The sequence below is a fragment of the Idiomarina xiamenensis 10-D-4 genome (genome assembly GCF_000299895.1).
Taxonomy (GTDB): domain Bacteria; phylum Pseudomonadota; class Gammaproteobacteria; order Enterobacterales; family Alteromonadaceae; genus Idiomarina; species Idiomarina xiamenensis.
Genome location: NZ_AMRG01000003.1, coordinates 57,966 through 72,746, shown reverse-complemented (window position 1 = coordinate 72,746; position 14,781 = coordinate 57,966). Strand labels below are relative to the sequence as shown.

The 14,781-nt window shown below is 50.4% G+C and carries 14 protein-coding genes; 12 read left to right on the top strand and 2 right to left on the bottom strand.

Going from position 1 to position 14,781, the window contains the following annotated elements:
• The first annotated feature begins 32 nt into the window (after window positions 1-32).
• Genes rppH through A10D4_RS02875 form a run of 5 tightly spaced genes read left to right on the top strand, consistent with a single transcriptional unit; the run spans window position 33 to window position 5,339 of the window.
• Entirely contained in the window at window positions 33-593 is a 561-nt protein-coding gene (gene rppH / locus A10D4_RS02895) for an RNA pyrophosphohydrolase (protein WP_008487622.1), read from the top strand.
• Window positions 594-596: 3 nt separating this feature from the next.
• The gene (gene ptsP / locus A10D4_RS02890) at window positions 597-2,867 is read left to right on the top strand and encodes a phosphoenolpyruvate--protein phosphotransferase (protein WP_008487621.1); all 2,271 of its coding nucleotides are present in this window, start codon (window positions 597-599) and stop codon (window positions 2,865-2,867) included.
• A gap of 9 nt (window positions 2,868-2,876) precedes the next feature.
• Entirely contained in the window at window positions 2,877-3,674 is a 798-nt protein-coding gene (locus A10D4_RS02885) for a sulfite exporter TauE/SafE family protein (RefSeq protein ID WP_008487620.1), read from the top strand.
• A 7-nt stretch (window positions 3,675-3,681) separates the two neighbouring features.
• On the top strand, window positions 3,682-4,491 hold the full coding sequence (gene lgt, locus A10D4_RS02880; RefSeq protein ID WP_040502382.1) for a prolipoprotein diacylglyceryl transferase: 810 nt from the start codon (window positions 3,682-3,684) through the stop codon (window positions 4,489-4,491).
• On the top strand, window positions 4,488-5,339 hold the full coding sequence (locus A10D4_RS02875; RefSeq protein WP_008487618.1) for a thymidylate synthase: 852 nt from the start codon (window positions 4,488-4,490) through the stop codon (window positions 5,337-5,339). Before lgt ends, A10D4_RS02875 begins: the two co-directional genes overlap by 4 nt.
• Window position 5,340: 1 nt before the next feature.
• Here the strand turns inward: A10D4_RS02875 and A10D4_RS02870 are convergent, their stop codons facing one another.
• Window positions 5,341-5,814: a hypothetical protein gene (locus A10D4_RS02870; RefSeq protein ID WP_008487617.1), complete on the bottom strand. Its 474-nt coding sequence runs from the start codon at window positions 5,812-5,814 to the stop codon at window positions 5,341-5,343.
• Between the two features lie 188 nt (window positions 5,815-6,002).
• Between A10D4_RS02870 and A10D4_RS02865 the strand changes: the two genes are divergently transcribed.
• Genes A10D4_RS02865 through tcdA form a run of 3 tightly spaced genes read left to right on the top strand, consistent with a single transcriptional unit; the run spans window position 6,003 to window position 8,309 of the window.
• Window positions 6,003-7,007 (top strand): response regulator, encoded by a 1,005-nt coding sequence (locus A10D4_RS02865; RefSeq protein WP_008487615.1) that lies wholly within the window; start codon window positions 6,003-6,005, stop codon window positions 7,005-7,007.
• Window positions 7,004-7,468 (top strand): PAS domain-containing protein, encoded by a 465-nt coding sequence (locus A10D4_RS02860; RefSeq protein ID WP_008487614.1) that lies wholly within the window; start codon window positions 7,004-7,006, stop codon window positions 7,466-7,468. Before A10D4_RS02865 ends, A10D4_RS02860 begins: the two co-directional genes overlap by 4 nt.
• Before the next feature lie 4 nt (window positions 7,469-7,472).
• Window positions 7,473-8,309 carry a tRNA cyclic N6-threonylcarbamoyladenosine(37) synthase TcdA gene (gene tcdA / locus A10D4_RS02855; RefSeq protein WP_008487613.1) on the top strand — a complete coding sequence of 279 codons (837 nt, stop codon included), beginning with the start codon at window positions 7,473-7,475 and terminating at the stop codon, window positions 8,307-8,309.
• Here tcdA and A10D4_RS02850 read toward each other — a convergent pair.
• Window positions 8,224-8,631 (bottom strand): SufE family protein, encoded by a 408-nt coding sequence (locus A10D4_RS02850; RefSeq protein ID WP_008487612.1) that lies wholly within the window; start codon window positions 8,629-8,631, stop codon window positions 8,224-8,226. The two genes, tcdA and A10D4_RS02850, sit on opposite strands and share 86 nt — an antisense overlap.
• 233 nt (window positions 8,632-8,864) lie before the next feature.
• On the opposite strand from A10D4_RS02850, the gene A10D4_RS02845 reads away from it, so the two are divergent.
• From A10D4_RS02845 to A10D4_RS02830, 4 genes are all read left to right on the top strand, one after another.
• Window positions 8,865-9,614, top strand: a complete 750-nt coding sequence (locus A10D4_RS02845; RefSeq protein ID WP_008487611.1) for an electron transfer flavoprotein subunit beta/FixA family protein — start codon at window positions 8,865-8,867, stop codon at window positions 9,612-9,614.
• Complete coding sequence (locus tag A10D4_RS02840) at window positions 9,611-10,546, top strand: electron transfer flavoprotein subunit alpha/FixB family protein (protein WP_008487610.1); 936 nt, start codon at window positions 9,611-9,613, stop codon at window positions 10,544-10,546. The genes A10D4_RS02845 and A10D4_RS02840 overlap by 4 nt, the downstream gene beginning before the upstream one ends.
• Before the next feature lie 195 nt (window positions 10,547-10,741).
• Window positions 10,742-12,562: a DUF1302 domain-containing protein gene (locus tag A10D4_RS02835; protein WP_237738518.1), complete on the top strand. Its 1,821-nt coding sequence runs from the start codon at window positions 10,742-10,744 to the stop codon at window positions 12,560-12,562.
• A 179-nt stretch (window positions 12,563-12,741) separates the two neighbouring features.
• Window positions 12,742-14,763: a S9 family peptidase gene (locus A10D4_RS02830; protein ID WP_008487608.1), complete on the top strand. Its 2,022-nt coding sequence runs from the start codon at window positions 12,742-12,744 to the stop codon at window positions 14,761-14,763.
• The last annotated feature ends 18 nt before the right edge of the window (window positions 14,764-14,781 follow it).

Here is a 14,781-nt window from a genome sequence, read left to right as displayed (position 1 = left end):
AAGGCAGAATCCGAGAAAATGAGGATGCTCGCGTGATAGATGCTGATGGATTCCGCCCTAATGTTGGAATCGTCATCTGTAACGAGCAAGGACAAGTCTTTTGGGCACGTCGTTTTGGTCAACATAGCTGGCAGTTTCCACAAGGTGGTATCGATGATGGCGAAACACCTGAACAAGCCATGTATCGTGAACTGTGGGAAGAAGTAGGGTTACAACCTGAACAAGTTGAAATTGTCGCCAGCAGCCGTGGTTGGTTGCGCTATCGCTTACCGCGGCGCTTGGTGCGACGTGATCAACGGCCGATGTGTATCGGCCAAAAGCAGCGTTGGTTCTTGTTGCGTTTGACCTGTGCCGAACAGGATGTGAATGTGCTGAGTTCCAGCCACCCAGAGTTTGATCATTGGCGTTGGGTGAGCTACTGGTATCCGGTGCGTCAGGTGGTGTCGTTTAAGCGTGATGTATATCGCCGCGTAATGAAAGAATTTGCACCCAGTGCGATGCCACATCCACATAAGCCCGCACAGCCCTACAAACGTCAAGGCGGCGTTCATGCGCACAAGCAAACGGCGCGCCCGCAACGACGGAAACGGTAAGTTATGATAATCACTTTGCAACGTATCGTTGAAGCTGTTAATCAGGCCCCCGATTTTTCACGGGCGCTGGTGACCATGGTACAGCAGGTCAAAACGGCGTTAGCAACCGATTGTTGCAGTGTATTTATTGCCGACCATACGCAGCGCCAATTTGTGATGTTGGCTAGCGATGGCTTCCAAGTCGCAGAAAACCAGCACATCCGAGTCAATTTTGGCGAGGGTATCATTAGCTTAGCGGCGCAGCGCGAAGAGCCATTAAATATCGCTGATGCCAGTTTGCATCCGGCCTTCAAAAAACTACAGAACGTTGGCGAAGAGCGCTATCGGGCGATGCTTGCGGCGCCGGTGATTCACCGTCGTAAAGTGCTCGGCGTGTTGGTCATTCAGCAGCAAAATTCACGTGCGTTTAGTGCCGATGAAGAAGCCTTTTTGGTAACGCTAGCGGCACAATTAGCGGTGGTCATTGCGCACGCCGAGGCGAAAGGTTTATTGCGCACCGAACAGTCGCATTGGGTCCATAGCCTACGCGGTCAGCCCGGCTCGCCAGGGGTGGCTATTGGTCCATCGTTCGTTGCCCGGCCCGAAGCTAGGCTTGACGAAGTCACCGCTAAACGCACCGACAAACCCACGCAAGAAATTCGTAAATTCCGTAACGCGGTGGCGCGTACTCGACAGGATCTAAAAGAATTGTCGGCGCGCATGCAAGATACGCTGCCTGCCGACACCTTGGCGATTTTTGATGTTTACCAGAGCATGCTCGATGCCGCCAGTTTAGGTGATGCGGTCGAGCAAGCCATTAGCGAAGGCTGGCGCGCACAAACGGCATTAAAGCAAGTTGTCGAGAACTTTGTCGCGCAATTTGAAGACGTTGACGACCCGTATATTCGTGAGCGTGCGGCTGATGTGCGTGACATCGGCCAACGTGTGTTAATGCATTTACAGGCTCGTCAAAACCGCTTTGCCGAGGTGCCCCAACAGTGCATCTTGGTGGCCGACGAAGTGACCGCCTCGATGTTGGCGGAACTGCCGGTAACCGACATCATCGGTATTATTTCGATCCGCGGCTCTAGTAACTCGCATGCCGCAATCATGGCTCGTAGCATGGGGATCCCAGCGGTACTGGGCTTAGACGACGTCAAGCTGCATTATTTTGCTGAGCAAACGCTGATTGTCGACGGCTATACCGGCGATATTTACGTCAACCCGCCTGCGCATGTGCACAAAGAGTATCAGCAGTTAGCGCGGGAAGAAGATGAGTTAAGAGAGACCGTCGCCACCTCGCGTGGGCAAGTGGCAGAAACCGAAGACGGTCAGCGCATTAGCCTGCAATTAAACGTCGGTTTACATGTCGAGCAAGATTGGCTGCGCGATATCGGTATTGATGGTGTCGGCCTATTTCGTAGTGAAATTCCATTTATGATGCGTGAACGGTTGCCTACCGAGCAGGAACAAGTCGAGATGTATCGGCAGGTGCTGGCGCAGTTCCCGCAGCGTCCAGTGGTCATGCGGACGCTAGACGTAGGTGGTGATAAACCGCTACCGTATTTACGCTTAAGCGAGGATAATCCATTCTTAGGTTGGCGCGGTATTCGCTTGACGCTTGACCACCCGGAGATTTTCTTGATCCAGGTACGTGCCATGCTGCGCGCTAGCATCGGTTACGACAATCTTCGCATCTTGTTACCGATGGTCACCAGTTGTAGCGAAGTTGATGAAGCGGCGCGACTACTGCGGCAAGCTTACTACGAAGTCTCCGAAGAGCTGGGCTGCGATGATGGTCAGCAACTGTATCAGCCGCAATTGGGCGTGATGATCGAAGTACCGGCAATGGTCTATCAGTTAGAAGCGATAGCCAGTAAGGTAGACTTTTTTAGCGTCGGCAGCAACGACTTAACCCAGTACGTATTGGCCGTCGACCGTAATAATCCGCGTGTTGCCTCGCTTTACGATGCCTTCCATCCGGCCGTATTGGCCTGTTTAGATGATATCGCTAAGCGTTGCCAGCAATTGAACAAGCCGGTCAGCGTGTGTGGTGAACTGGCGGGTGAACCCGGCGGTGCTTTGTTGTTGGTCGCGATGGGTTATCGTACCTTGAGTATGAACAGCTATAACATCGACCGTATTCGTTGGATCTTACGCCATGTGCGCTCATCTACGTTGCAAGTGATGCTAGCAAAGGCCCTGCAATCACGTCATCCAGAACAGATCCGCAAGATGATCAAGGTCAAAATGGAAAGTTTGGGCTTGGGTGGTTTTGTGCGCGCCGGCAAGTAAGGAAGTCTCATGTTAATAGCGGGATGGTTATGGTGTCTGGCGGGTGGAACCTTAGCGGGCTTGTTAGCTGGTTTATTGGGTATCGGCGGTGGCTTGGTGGTGGTGCCATTGTTAGTGTTTTTACTGCCCATGTTGGGCGTTAGTGCCGAACTGGTGATGCCAACGGCGATTGCGACCAGCTTGGCGACCATTTGTATGACCACGCTCAGTGCGTCACGCGCTCATGCAAAGCATGGTCAGGTAGATAGTTTTTGGGTTAAACGGTTAATCCCTGGGTTGGTATTGGGGGCTGCCGCGGGCGCATTATTAGCGACGGTGATCGACCCGATTTGGTTAAAACGCATTTTCGCCGCGGTGATGATTTTACTCTCGATTCGTATGTTAATGCCGTCGCGTGAGGGCGAGCCGCTGGTCAATGCACCTTATGTCGTGGTTGCTTCGGGTGGCACAGCCATTGGCCTGCTATCAGCATTGGTGGGTATTGGCGGAGGTGCGTTAACGGTGCCATTTTTACAGCGCTTGCAGCTGCCGGTACGGCGCGCTATCGCGGTGTCGTCGGTGGCTAGCTTAACCATCGCTATCAGTGCGGTGTTGATGTTTTTGCTGCTTGGACAGTTGCATCTACGCGAACAACCCAGTGCAATCTTGGGTTATATCAATTTGCAAGCGTGGCTGGGTATCAGCATTGCATCGGTGTTAGTGGCGCCGTTAGGTGCGCGCTTAACACAACGCTTGCCAGTGCGTCGCTTACAACAAATCTTTGCCGGCTTTTTAGTCATTGTCGGTGTTCACTTATTACAGGGATAATGTCGTGATACAGCAACAGGCGTGGGTACTCCCGCAGATCGATCCAGTCATTGTTAGCCTTGGCCCGGTTGATATTCGTTGGTACGGACTCATGTACCTTTTAGGGTTAGCGTTCGCCTTTTGGTATGGCAACCGTCAGGTTAAGCGCGACCCCAACTGGACCAGTGAACAATTTAGCGATTTGCTGTTCTGGTGTTTTTTAGGCGTGGTTATCGGCGGTCGCGTCGGTTATGTGCTGTTTTACCAGTTTCCACGCTTTCTCGAGAATCCGCTGTATTTATTCGATATCACCAGTGGTGGTATGTCGTTCCACGGCGGCTTACTAGGCGTGATTGCCACCATCATCATTTTTGCCCGGGTCAAAGCTAAAGCGATACTCGCGGTCGGCGATTTTATCGCGCCTTTAGTACCGGTAGGGTTAGGCTTAGGCCGTATCGGTAACTTTATTAACGGCGAATTGTGGGGGCGTCCGGCCGATGTGCCATGGGCAATGGTGTTTCCCTCAGGTGGTCCGGTTGCAAGGCATCCATCACAGCTATACGAAGCGGGTTTAGAAGGGCTGCTGTTATTCTTCGTGCTCTGGCTATTTACACGCAAGCCGCGCCCTACCGGCGCCGTGGGTGGTTTGTTTTTGATCGGTTATGGCGCGGCGCGTTTTACCGTCGAGTTTTTCCGTGAACCCGACGAGCACCTAGGCCTGTTATCGCTGGGTATGTCGATGGGACAGTGGTTAACCGTGCCGATGATACTGGTCGGGGTGGTGCTGATGGTGTTAGCCTATCAAGGTCGTTTTCAAAGCAAAGTTAAGGTCAAATGAAAGCTTATCTAGCGTTATGTCAGCGCATCGTTGACGAGGGAATATGGGTCGAAAACCAACGCACCGGCATTCGTTGTCTGACGGTGATCAATGCCGACTTAACCTATGATGTGGGCAACAACCAGTTTCCCTTGATCACCACCCGTAAAAGCTTTTATAAATCGGCTATCGCCGAGTTATTAGGCTATTTGCGTGGTTACTCAAGTGCCGCCCAGTTCCGTGCTATCGGTTGTAATACTTGGAATGCCAACGCCAACCAAAACCAAGCTTGGTTGCAGAATCCGAATCGCCGCGGCGAAGACGACATGGGGCGGGTTTATGGTGTCCAAGGACGTGCTTGGCAACGCCCCGACGGCAGTCATTTAGACCAACTGCGTAAAGTAGTCGATAACCTCAGTCGTGGCATCGATGACCGCGCTGAAATTATGACCTTTTATAATCCCGGTGAATTTGAGTTAGGGTGTTTGCGCCCGTGTATGCACACGCACACCTTTTCATTACTCGGCGATACCCTGCACCTGACTTCATATCAGCGTAGCTGTGATGTGCCGCTAGGCCTCAACTTTAATCAAATTCAATGCTTTGTGCTGCTCGCTTTAGTCGCCCAAATCACGGGGCATAAAGCGGGCTTTGCGTATCACAAAATCGTCAACGCACATATTTACGAGAATCAATTGCCGTTGATGCGTGACGTGCAGCTTAAGCGAGAGCCATACCCGTCGCCACAGTTGAGTATCAATCCCGACATTAAGACGTTAGAAGACCTTGAAACTTGGGTCAGTACCGACGACTTTAGCGTTAGTGGATATCGTCATCATGAACCGATTAAATACCCGTTTGCGGTGTAGTTTAACGAGCTTGTGCAAGGTATTGCGTAACTGCACTGAGGCTCACATGAGGGTCGAGTCGCGGCGCATGAATACGCCAACCGCTGCTATCTTCGTGTAAGCGGAATACGATGCGTTTACTCTTGCTTTCACTAAAACGTTGCAGTTGATTGTCACTGAGTATACCGATGACCCAATAATCCACCGCAACCTCGGCGTAGCCGGCGTCGTTGCTTAACGGCACCACCGCAAAGCGGTCGATGACTAGATGCCGGGTTGCTACGGCTGGCGCTGCAGGCCAACTGACTAAGTTGTCAAATTTGGGCTGTTGTTCGGCGTCAAAGCGAGCGCCGATAAATTCTAATTCGCAATAACGACTGACCACTTGTTGTGGCGATACGGTAACATCGGCGTAGGCAGAGCGGTTAAGGCTTAACAGCAGGCCGAGCATTATTAAGGTAAAGTGGACAAATTTCCGTATTTGTTGACTTTTCATACATTCCATAACTGGTTAGAATCGCAGCCCCGCGGTTTAGCATCCGCTAAACTGTAGTGGAAAAGGCGTGAATAAATCGATTAGACACGCCCAAGCGTATAAGCAATACGCTGAATGACCCTGATTCGTTCATTTTCAGCCGCCAGCGCAGCCTCATGCCAAGCGCCAAAGCAACCAAGGTATAACGCATGTTAACAATCACCATTTGCGATGACTCGACCATGGCGCGTAAGCAGTTACAGCGCAGCTTGCCTGCTGATTGGGATGCCATCATCCATTATGCTGAGGACGGTGAACAGGGTTTGAAACGGGTACGTGCGGGGCAGGCCGAGGTGCTATTCTTAGACCTTAATATGCCCGTCATGGATGGCTATCAAACCTTAGCGGCGATTCAACAGGAACAATTAGATTGTTTTGTCATTGTGGTGTCGGGTGATATCCAGCCGCAAGCACAGCAGCGCGTGCAGCAACTGGGTGCCATGGCTTTTATTAAGAAGCCGATGGCAGCGGCTGAGCTACGCCAGCTATTACGTCGATTCGGTTTATACCAAGCGGCGGCAGGGCAGCTGCAGAGCGCCACTGAAGATACGGCGTTGTCCGCACGCGATACTTATCAGGAAGTTGCCAACGTCGCCATGGGGCGAGCCGGTGATCTGCTGGCGCGTGTTTTCAAGCGTTTTATTAACTTGCCCGTACCGACAGTCAATATCATTGCACCGAGCGAATTACATATGGCGTTGACCGCCATTGATACCCGAGCGACGGTATCGGCAGTCAGCCAGGGCTTTGCCGGCAGCGGAGTTAACGGCGAAGCATTGGTGATCTTTAACGATACCGCGATTGCCGATTTAACCGAACTGTTGGGTTATCAAAGCACGTTATCACCAGCACAAACGCAGTTAGAAGCGGTGATGGATACTGCCAGCATCATTAGCAGCGCCTGCCTACAGGGGCTGTCGGAACAGTTACATGTGCAATTTTCGCCCAGTCAACCGGTACTGTTGGCGCGTGATAGTCATATTAGCGACTTGCTGAGTCGTCACCAAGAGCGTTGGCAGCGAGTACTGGCCATTGAAATTGGTTACAGTATGGCTGACAGTCAAGTCAGCTTTGACTTGCTGTTATTATTTCCTCAAGTCGCGTTACCCGCGTTAGATCGCTTATTGACGCATCTGTTGGAGTCTAGCTCATGAGTAATCAAGCCTTAGATGAACTGGCGCAACTCGAAGAACTGCATTGGCAACTGAGTATCCTTGGCGCGATAGACGTTGGCATTGTGGTCGTCGATAACGCTTTTCAAATTCAAGTGTGGAACGCCTTTATGGAAAACCACAGCGGTTTGCGACCAAGTCAGGTACGCGGTAAGTCGTTATTTAGCTGTTGTTCTGAAATCGACGAAAGCTGGCTACGGCGAAAAACCGATGTGGTTTGGCAACTGGGCTCCCGAGCATTTATTACCTGGCAACAGCGACCATACCTGTTCCGCTTTCGGCATTACCGCCCGGTCACCGGTAACAGTGATTGGATGTACCAGAACGTTACCCTGTTACCGCTGACTTCAACCCGTGGTGATGTCACTCATTTATGTTTTATTATCTATGACGTTAGCGAGCAGGCGTGTAGTCAGCTTGCGCTGCAACAGCAAGAGTCGTGATCTGATGAATGATTATCAAAGCCGCTTTGCCGGTATTGGACGTGTTTATGGGCAAGCGTTTAGCGATTATTTGCAACATTGCCACATCGTTGTTGCCGGGCTCGGCGGCGTCGGTTCTTGGGCCGTAGAAGCGTTAGCGCGCAGTGGTGTAGGTCGGCTCACACTGATCGACTTGGATGATATCGCGCTGAGCAACAGCAATCGTCAATTACCCGCCACGCAAAGTACTATAGGGCGTTTAAAGGGCGACGTTTTAGCGGCTCGAGTGGTCGATATCAATCCTGCTTGCCAAGTGCGTTTCATCGACGATTTCTTGTTACCAGAGAACTTTGAAGACTATCTTTCGGACGCTGTTGATGGGGTCATTGATGCCATTGATAGTGTTAGCAGTAAAGCGGCATTAATGGCCTGGTGCAAGCGGCGTAAGTTAGCGTTAGTCAGTTGTGGCGGAGCCGGTGGTCAAATCGACCCGACCCAAATTAGCGTTGCTGATATTACGCGGGCGCAACAAGATCCGCTGTTAGCCAAAGTACGCAGCTTATTAAGGCGCGATTACCAGTTTTCTAAAAATCCGCAGCGCAAGTTTGGTATTGATGTGGTTTACTCTACCGAACAATTGCGTTATCCCGTTGCCAATGGCGACATTAGTCATGCTAAACCCGGTGCCGGCAGTATGCGCATGGATTGCCAAAGTGGCTTTGGTGCGGCAATGGTCGTCACCAATACCTTCGCGATGTTTGCGGTGGCGACCTTGTTTAAGCGTTTGCAGCGGCGTATGCCGCCGCCCGCTGCTGTAACTGACGAGTCACCTGAAACACGCCGTTATTGCGCGAAGGGCTAAGAAAACGCTGTAAGCCAATTTTTGCAAAGTACGCGTTTACGTCAAAATTGACGATCTGCGCGGCGGTGGCGCCGTCCAGCGCTTGCTGCAGTACCCCCAGCGTGCCTTTTACCAAGCGTGACTCACTATCCAGTCGCAATCTGACATGACCATTGGCTTGCCATTCGGTGTGCATCCATACTTGCGCTTCGCAGCCACTGACGGCATTTTCGGCGTTACGCCAAGCGGCTTCAAAGTTTGGCATGTTACGGGCGATCGATACCAGTTCACGCAAACTTTGTTCGCGTTGCTGAAAGATTGGTGCGGCAGACTCGTTGCTCATGATGTGTGCGCCATAAAGCTCCAAAAACGGGCTTCAACAGTAACTAATGAAGATAACGGTATTATAACCGAACGACATCGTAACAAAAATGATAGTAACAAGACCGGCTAGGCGTCTAGTCAAGTTTACGTTTACGTCAAGGTCATAACTTGTGCTATCTTGTACCCGTTACTGCAAAACATGATAATGCAGCAAATTACATTAAAGCGGTTATCCGAGAAAGGAACAACAACATGAAAGTACTTGTCGCGGTAAAACGTGTCATTGACTACAACGTCAAAGTACGCGTCAAACCAGATCAGTCAGACGTCGATCTCGCCAACGTAAAAATGGCGTTGAATCCATTCTGCGAAATCGCCGTTGAAGAAGCGGTGCGATTAAAAGAGCAAGGCATCGCCGATGAAGTGGTGGTGGTGAGTATAGGTCCGAAAGCGGTGCAGGAACAGTTACGTACGGCATTAGCGTTAGGTGCCGACCGGGCTATCCATGTCGAGCATGATAGCATGCCTGACTCCTTAAGCGTCGCTAAGCTGTTAAAGGGTGTGGTCGAAAAAGAGCAACCACAGTTGGTTATTCTGGGTAAACAGTCTATTGACTCAGATAATAACCAAGCAGGGCAAATGCTAGGTGCACTGACCGATATGCCGCAGGGCACATTTGCATCTAAGGTAAGCCTGGCTGACGGTAGTGTCGAAGTGACTCGTGAAGTCGACGGCGGCTTACAAACCGTGAAGCTACAGCTGCCTGCAATTGTCACTACCGATTTACGCTTGAACGAACCGCGTTACGCCAAGCTACCCGATATTATGAAAGCTAAACGTAAGCCGTTGGAGACGCTGAGCGCCGATGACTTAGGCGTCACCATAAGCAGTAACATTAAGCTGCTGAAAGTTGAGCCACCTGCCGAACGTAGTGCTGGTGTGAAAGTCGCCGATGTCGATGAACTGATCGATAAACTTAAAAATGAGGCAAAAGTATTATGAGCATTTTAGTTATCGCAGAACATGATAATCAGGCATTAAACCCTGCCACACTGAAAACCTTGGCGGCGGCAGAGCAAATCGGTAGCGATATTACGTTGTTGGTTGCCGGTGAAAGCTGTCAGTCAGTCGCCGATGAAGCGGCTAACGTGGCAGTCGTTAAACGAGTTCTATTAGCTGACAACGCCGCTTACGGCCATCAATTAGCAGAAAATCTTGGCGCCTTAGTTGCGCAATTGGCGAAGCAAGGTGATTACAGTCACATTTTAGCGCCAGCCACTACCACCGGTAAAAACTTCATGCCACGCGTAGCGGCGTTGTTAGATGTCGGTCAGGTATCGGATATCATTACGGTAGAAAGCGAAGATACTTTTAAACGCCCAATTTATGCCGGTAATGCCATCGCCACGGTACAGTCTGGTGATGCCATTAAAGTGATTACCGTTCGTGCTACGGCCTTTGACGCTGTGGCTGCACAAGGCGGAAGTGCCGCTGTTGACGCCGTCGACGCGGTACAAAGTAGCGACAAGTCGAGCTTTGTGGGTGAGCAGTTAGCGGCTTCTGAGCGGCCGGAGTTAACCGCTGCCGAAGTGGTGATTTCCGGTGGTCGAGGCATGCAAAATGGCGATAACTTTAAGTTATTAGAGGCTGTTGCAGATAAGCTCGGTGCTGCGGTGGGCGCTTCTCGCGCAGCGGTTGATGCGGGCTTTGTACCGAATGACATGCAAGTCGGTCAGACCGGTAAAATTGTTGCACCGCAACTTTACATTGCCGTGGGCATCAGTGGTGCTATTCAACATTTGGCCGGTATGAAAGACTCAAAAGTCATCGTTGCCATTAATAAAGACGAAGACGCGCCAATTTTCCAAGTCGCCGATTATGGCTTAGTGGCCGACTTATTTGACGTGCTACCCGCCCTAGAATCTAAGCTTTAAGAAAAAAGGAGCACCAGCAAACTTGCTGGTGTTCCCAACCCGATCTAATCTTTTCCTACCAACTACTTGCATATTTCAAACTCATCGGACATGATTCGCATATCGCCAGAAGTAGCTGCTAGGACGTAACAAAGGTTGGAATGTTGTTACGCAGGATGTGACCTAGCCAAGGCACTGAGGATTAGGTGGCTAACCATGAAAAGAAGAACAACTATGTTAAAAAAACTACCCCTGGCGTCAGCAATCGCGCTGACTCTCGCCGCAACATCGCAAGCACAAGCTGCAGAATTTGAAGTCGGAGACTTTAACGTTCGTTTCGATTCGATTCTTTCTTATGGCGCTGCTTGGCGTATTCAAGACCCATCGGCTCGCTTGTATCACCCCGGTAACCGCGAAGGTGGTTTAGGGCAATCAAGCGTTGGTGATGATGGCAACCTGAACTATGACAAGGGTGACTTAGTGTCATCGGTATTCAAGGGTGTTCACGATTTGAGTATCGACGGTGGCAACTACGGCGCTTTTGTCCGTTTTAAGTATTGGTATGACTATGTCATTTCTGAACAAGAAGTGGCACACGGTCATCCGGGTACCAATTATTACCCCGATGTTAAATTAAATGACTCGGGCTTTGATGACTACTCGCAAGGATCTGGCTTTGAATTGCTAGACGCTTTCGTTTATGCCGACTTTAACCTAGGTGACATGCCGGTTAACGTACGTGCTGGTCGTCAGGTATTGAGTTGGGGTGAAAGTACCTTCATCTTCAACGGTATCAACTCAATCAACCCCATCGACGTCAACGCCGTGCGTCGTCCTGGTGCGGAAATCAAAGAAGCGTTGTTACCTGTGGGTATGGTTACCGCTAACTTTGGTTTGACCGATAACTTAAGCTTAGAAGCGTTTTACCAGTATGAGTGGGACAATACCAAACTAGACGGTTGCGGTACCTACTTCTCAAGTGTTGATATTGTCGGTGGCTTTGGCTGTGACAAAGTGACGCTGAACCCCGAGTTAACTCCTGGTAACTTTCTGAGTGACCGTGAGTCGGTGGAAAACGGCGTATATTTAGATCGTCGTCCCGATATTAAGCCCGATGATGATGGTCAGTACGGTGCCAGCATGCGCTACTATTCGGTCGGTTTAGATACCGAGTTTGGTGTGTATTTTATGAATATTCACACGAATACGCCGATTATCTCTGCTTATAACTGGCGCGTTGACCCATTCGAAATCGGTTTTTCACCAACCAATAGTTATGTCATCGACGGTCCGGATTTTGTCATCGAGTACCCTGAAGACCAAAAAATTCTTGGCGCGAGCTTTAGCACCAATGTCGGTCTTTGGTCGGTAGCGGGTGAGTACAGCATGCGTAAAGACATGCCGGTGCAAATCAACACCACCGAAATTTTGACCTCGGGCTTACGGCCTACCGTACCCAGTACCTTCTCTGAGCGTTTCTTGAGTGCCGAGCTGAGCGAAAAAGCCCAAGGCTATGACCGCTTTGACGTACAACAAGCGCAATTAAGCTTTATTCGCTTTGTTGATCGTCTGTGGGGTTCTGACCGCATGACCTTTATCGGTGAAGTGGCGATGAACCGCGTCAACGGTTTGCCTGACTTAGATACGCAGCGTTATGGTCGTCTGCCCATCTATGGCAAATGCTTAACCGTGGCTGACCAGCAAGCACTGGGAAATGCCGCCGCCAGCGCTGATCAGAACTGTGAAGGTTTTGTCACCAGTACGTCTTGGGGCTATCGCACACGCTTTGTCTTTGAATATTCAAACGTCATTGCGGGTTGGAGTTTAAATCCAACAGTGGCTTTTGGTCATGACGTTAGTGGTTATTCGCCTAACAGCAACTTTATCGAGGGTCGTAAGACCATCGGTTTAAGTGTGGATGCCAACTATTTAAGCAAATACCGTATCAGCTTAGGTGTAACCAGCTTTACCGGTGGCGATTACGATGCTAACACCGATCGTGATTTCGCCTCGGTCAGCTTCTCGTATGCCTTCTAAATAACTCGTTTAGTCGTTAACAAGCCGCTTCATTGACTGAAGCGGCTTTTTTTATGTCGTTTAGCCGTCAAGGTGAGTGCTGGTTGTTCGTCGCTTTTGCTGGTGGCTGAACGGTTTTGTCGTTGGCATCAGGGTCAACATTCGGTTAACTTGTTGGAAACAACAGGGAGATAACCATGATGAAAAAGTGGCTCATAGCTTGTACGGCGGTCGTCACACTGCCGACCTTTGCTGCCGACAATAACTTGCAGTTGGAAGATATTTTTAACTTAGAATATGCAGCGCAACCGACCATTCATCCTGATGGTGATGAAATTGTCTTCGTACGTCAGTACATGGATATTCAAACTGACCGTAAGAACGGTAATCTGTGGACCGTCAGCCGGCAGGGCGAGCTACGGCCATTAACCAACGGCCAGTATCACGAGTACGCGCCAGTATGGTCGCCTAAGGGCGATAAGTTGGCGTTTGTGTCAGACCGTACCGGTAGCTCGCAAATTCATCTGTATTGGCGTGACAATGGTCAACAGGCGGCTATTACGCGTTTAACTGGTTCGCCGAGCAACCTTAGTTGGTCACCCGACGGGCGCTATCTAGCGTTTACACAATTTACCCCAGTCAAACAAGCACCTCCAGTATCGTTACCGGGTAAGCCGGCCGGTGCCGAATGGGCAGAGCCGGCCATTTATATCGACAAAGGCAACTATCGCTTTGATGGTGGCGGTTATGCACGCGACGGTTATCAGCAAATTTATGTGGTGCCGGTCAGTGGTGGCAGTGCACGTCAGCTAACGCATGACGAGTTCAATCATAGCGGACAACTGAGTTGGTCAGCCGATGGGCAGTCAATTTTCTTCTCGGCTAACTTACGTGATGATGCCTTTCAAAACCCAGCCAATAGCGAAATTTACCGATTGTCGGTCGGCAGCGGTGATATTCAGCAAATCACCGACCGTAATGGTCCCGACAGCGCCCCCTTGGTGTCACCTAATGGCAAAAAAATAGCCTATGTCGGTTACGACGACGAAAAGCTGAGCTACCAAATCAGTCGACTGTATGTGATGAACAGCGATGGCAGTGACCGTCAGCTATTAACTGCGGATTTAGACCGCAGTGTTACCGGTGTCGCTTGGGCGGCTGATAGTGACAGCTTATTTATTAGTTATGACGACAACGGCGTTGGTCAGTTGGCCGAAGTCGATTTAGACGGCGATCGTGAACACTTGGTGAGTAAAGTCGGCGGATTGTCATACAGCCGTCCCTACGGTGGTGGCGACTTTAGTGTCAGCAACAATGGCCGTATTGCATACACGCAATCGAACCCCTTACGTCCCGCCGAAATCGCGTTGTTAGATAAAGGAAAGAGCAAGCTATTAACGCAATTGAATGAAGATGCGCTGGCGCATAAGTCGCTTGCGCAAATTGAAGAGATTCGGTACCAGTCATCGGTCGACGGTCGAGATCTGCAAGGTTGGATTGCCTACCCACCGGGTTTTGATAAAAGCCAGTCATATCCACTGTTATTAGAGATTCATGGCGGGCCGCATACTAACTACGGTCCACGCTTTGCCGCCGAAATTCAGCTATATGCTGCACAGGGCTATGTGGTGTTGTATACCAACCCACGCGGCAGCACCAGTTATGGTCAGGAGTTCGCTAACCTGATCCACCACAATTACCCCAGCCAAGATTATAACGACCTGATGGATGGCGTCGATGCGGTTATCGATAAAGGGTTTATTGATGAGCAAAACTTGTTCGTCACTGGCGGTAGTGGCGGTGGTGTCTTGACTGCTTGGATTGTCGGTCATACCGATCGCTTTCAGGCGGCGGTAGTAGCGAAGCCGGTGATCAATTGGTACAGCTTTGTGTTAACTGCTGATATGTACAACTTTTTCTATCAGTATTGGTTCCCCGGTCTGCCTTGGGAGAACATGGAGCACTACATGAAGCGTTCTCCAATTTCGTATGTAGGTAATGTGACAACACCGACCATGCTGTTGGTCGGCGCCGATGATTACCGTACGCCAGTCTCAGAAACCGAACAGTTTTACCAAGCGTTAAAGCTGACCGGTGTTGAGACGGCAATGGTACGTATTCCGGGTTCGGGCCACAGCATCTACAGCCGACCTAGTAACTTAATGAGCAAAGTCGCTTACATCTTGTATTGGTTTGAGCAACATAAGCACGCCGACCAATAATTATTGCAGCCGCCGCAA

What these genes read in the sequence shown, in the direction of transcription:
- ptsP (WP_008487621.1), top strand. Translation starts at nt 597, where the DNA reads ATGATAATCACTTTGCAACGTATCGTTGAAGCTGTTAATCAGGCCCCC.
- A10D4_RS02840 (WP_008487610.1), top strand. Translation starts at nt 9,611, where the DNA reads ATGAGCATTTTAGTTATCGCAGAACATGATAATCAGGCATTAAACCCT.
- A10D4_RS02875 (WP_008487618.1), top strand. Translation starts at nt 4,488, where the DNA reads ATGAAAGCTTATCTAGCGTTATGTCAGCGCATCGTTGACGAGGGAATA.
- A10D4_RS02830 (WP_008487608.1), top strand. Translation starts at nt 12,742, where the DNA reads ATGAAAAAGTGGCTCATAGCTTGTACGGCGGTCGTCACACTGCCGACC.
- A10D4_RS02865 (WP_008487615.1), top strand. Translation starts at nt 6,003, where the DNA reads ATGTTAACAATCACCATTTGCGATGACTCGACCATGGCGCGTAAGCAG.
- A10D4_RS02885 (WP_008487620.1), top strand. Translation starts at nt 2,877, where the DNA reads ATGTTAATAGCGGGATGGTTATGGTGTCTGGCGGGTGGAACCTTAGCG.
- tcdA (WP_008487613.1), top strand. Translation starts at nt 7,473, where the DNA reads ATGAATGATTATCAAAGCCGCTTTGCCGGTATTGGACGTGTTTATGGG.
- A10D4_RS02835 (WP_237738518.1), top strand. Translation starts at nt 10,742, where the DNA reads ATGAAAAGAAGAACAACTATGTTAAAAAAACTACCCCTGGCGTCAGCA.
- A10D4_RS02845 (WP_008487611.1), top strand. Translation starts at nt 8,865, where the DNA reads ATGAAAGTACTTGTCGCGGTAAAACGTGTCATTGACTACAACGTCAAA.
- A10D4_RS02860 (WP_008487614.1), top strand. Translation starts at nt 7,004, where the DNA reads ATGAGTAATCAAGCCTTAGATGAACTGGCGCAACTCGAAGAACTGCAT.
- A10D4_RS02850 (WP_008487612.1), bottom strand. Translation starts at nt 8,631, where the DNA reads ATGAGCAACGAGTCTGCCGCACCAATCTTTCAGCAACGCGAACAAAGT.
- A10D4_RS02870 (WP_008487617.1), bottom strand. Translation starts at nt 5,814, where the DNA reads ATGAAAAGTCAACAAATACGGAAATTTGTCCACTTTACCTTAATAATG.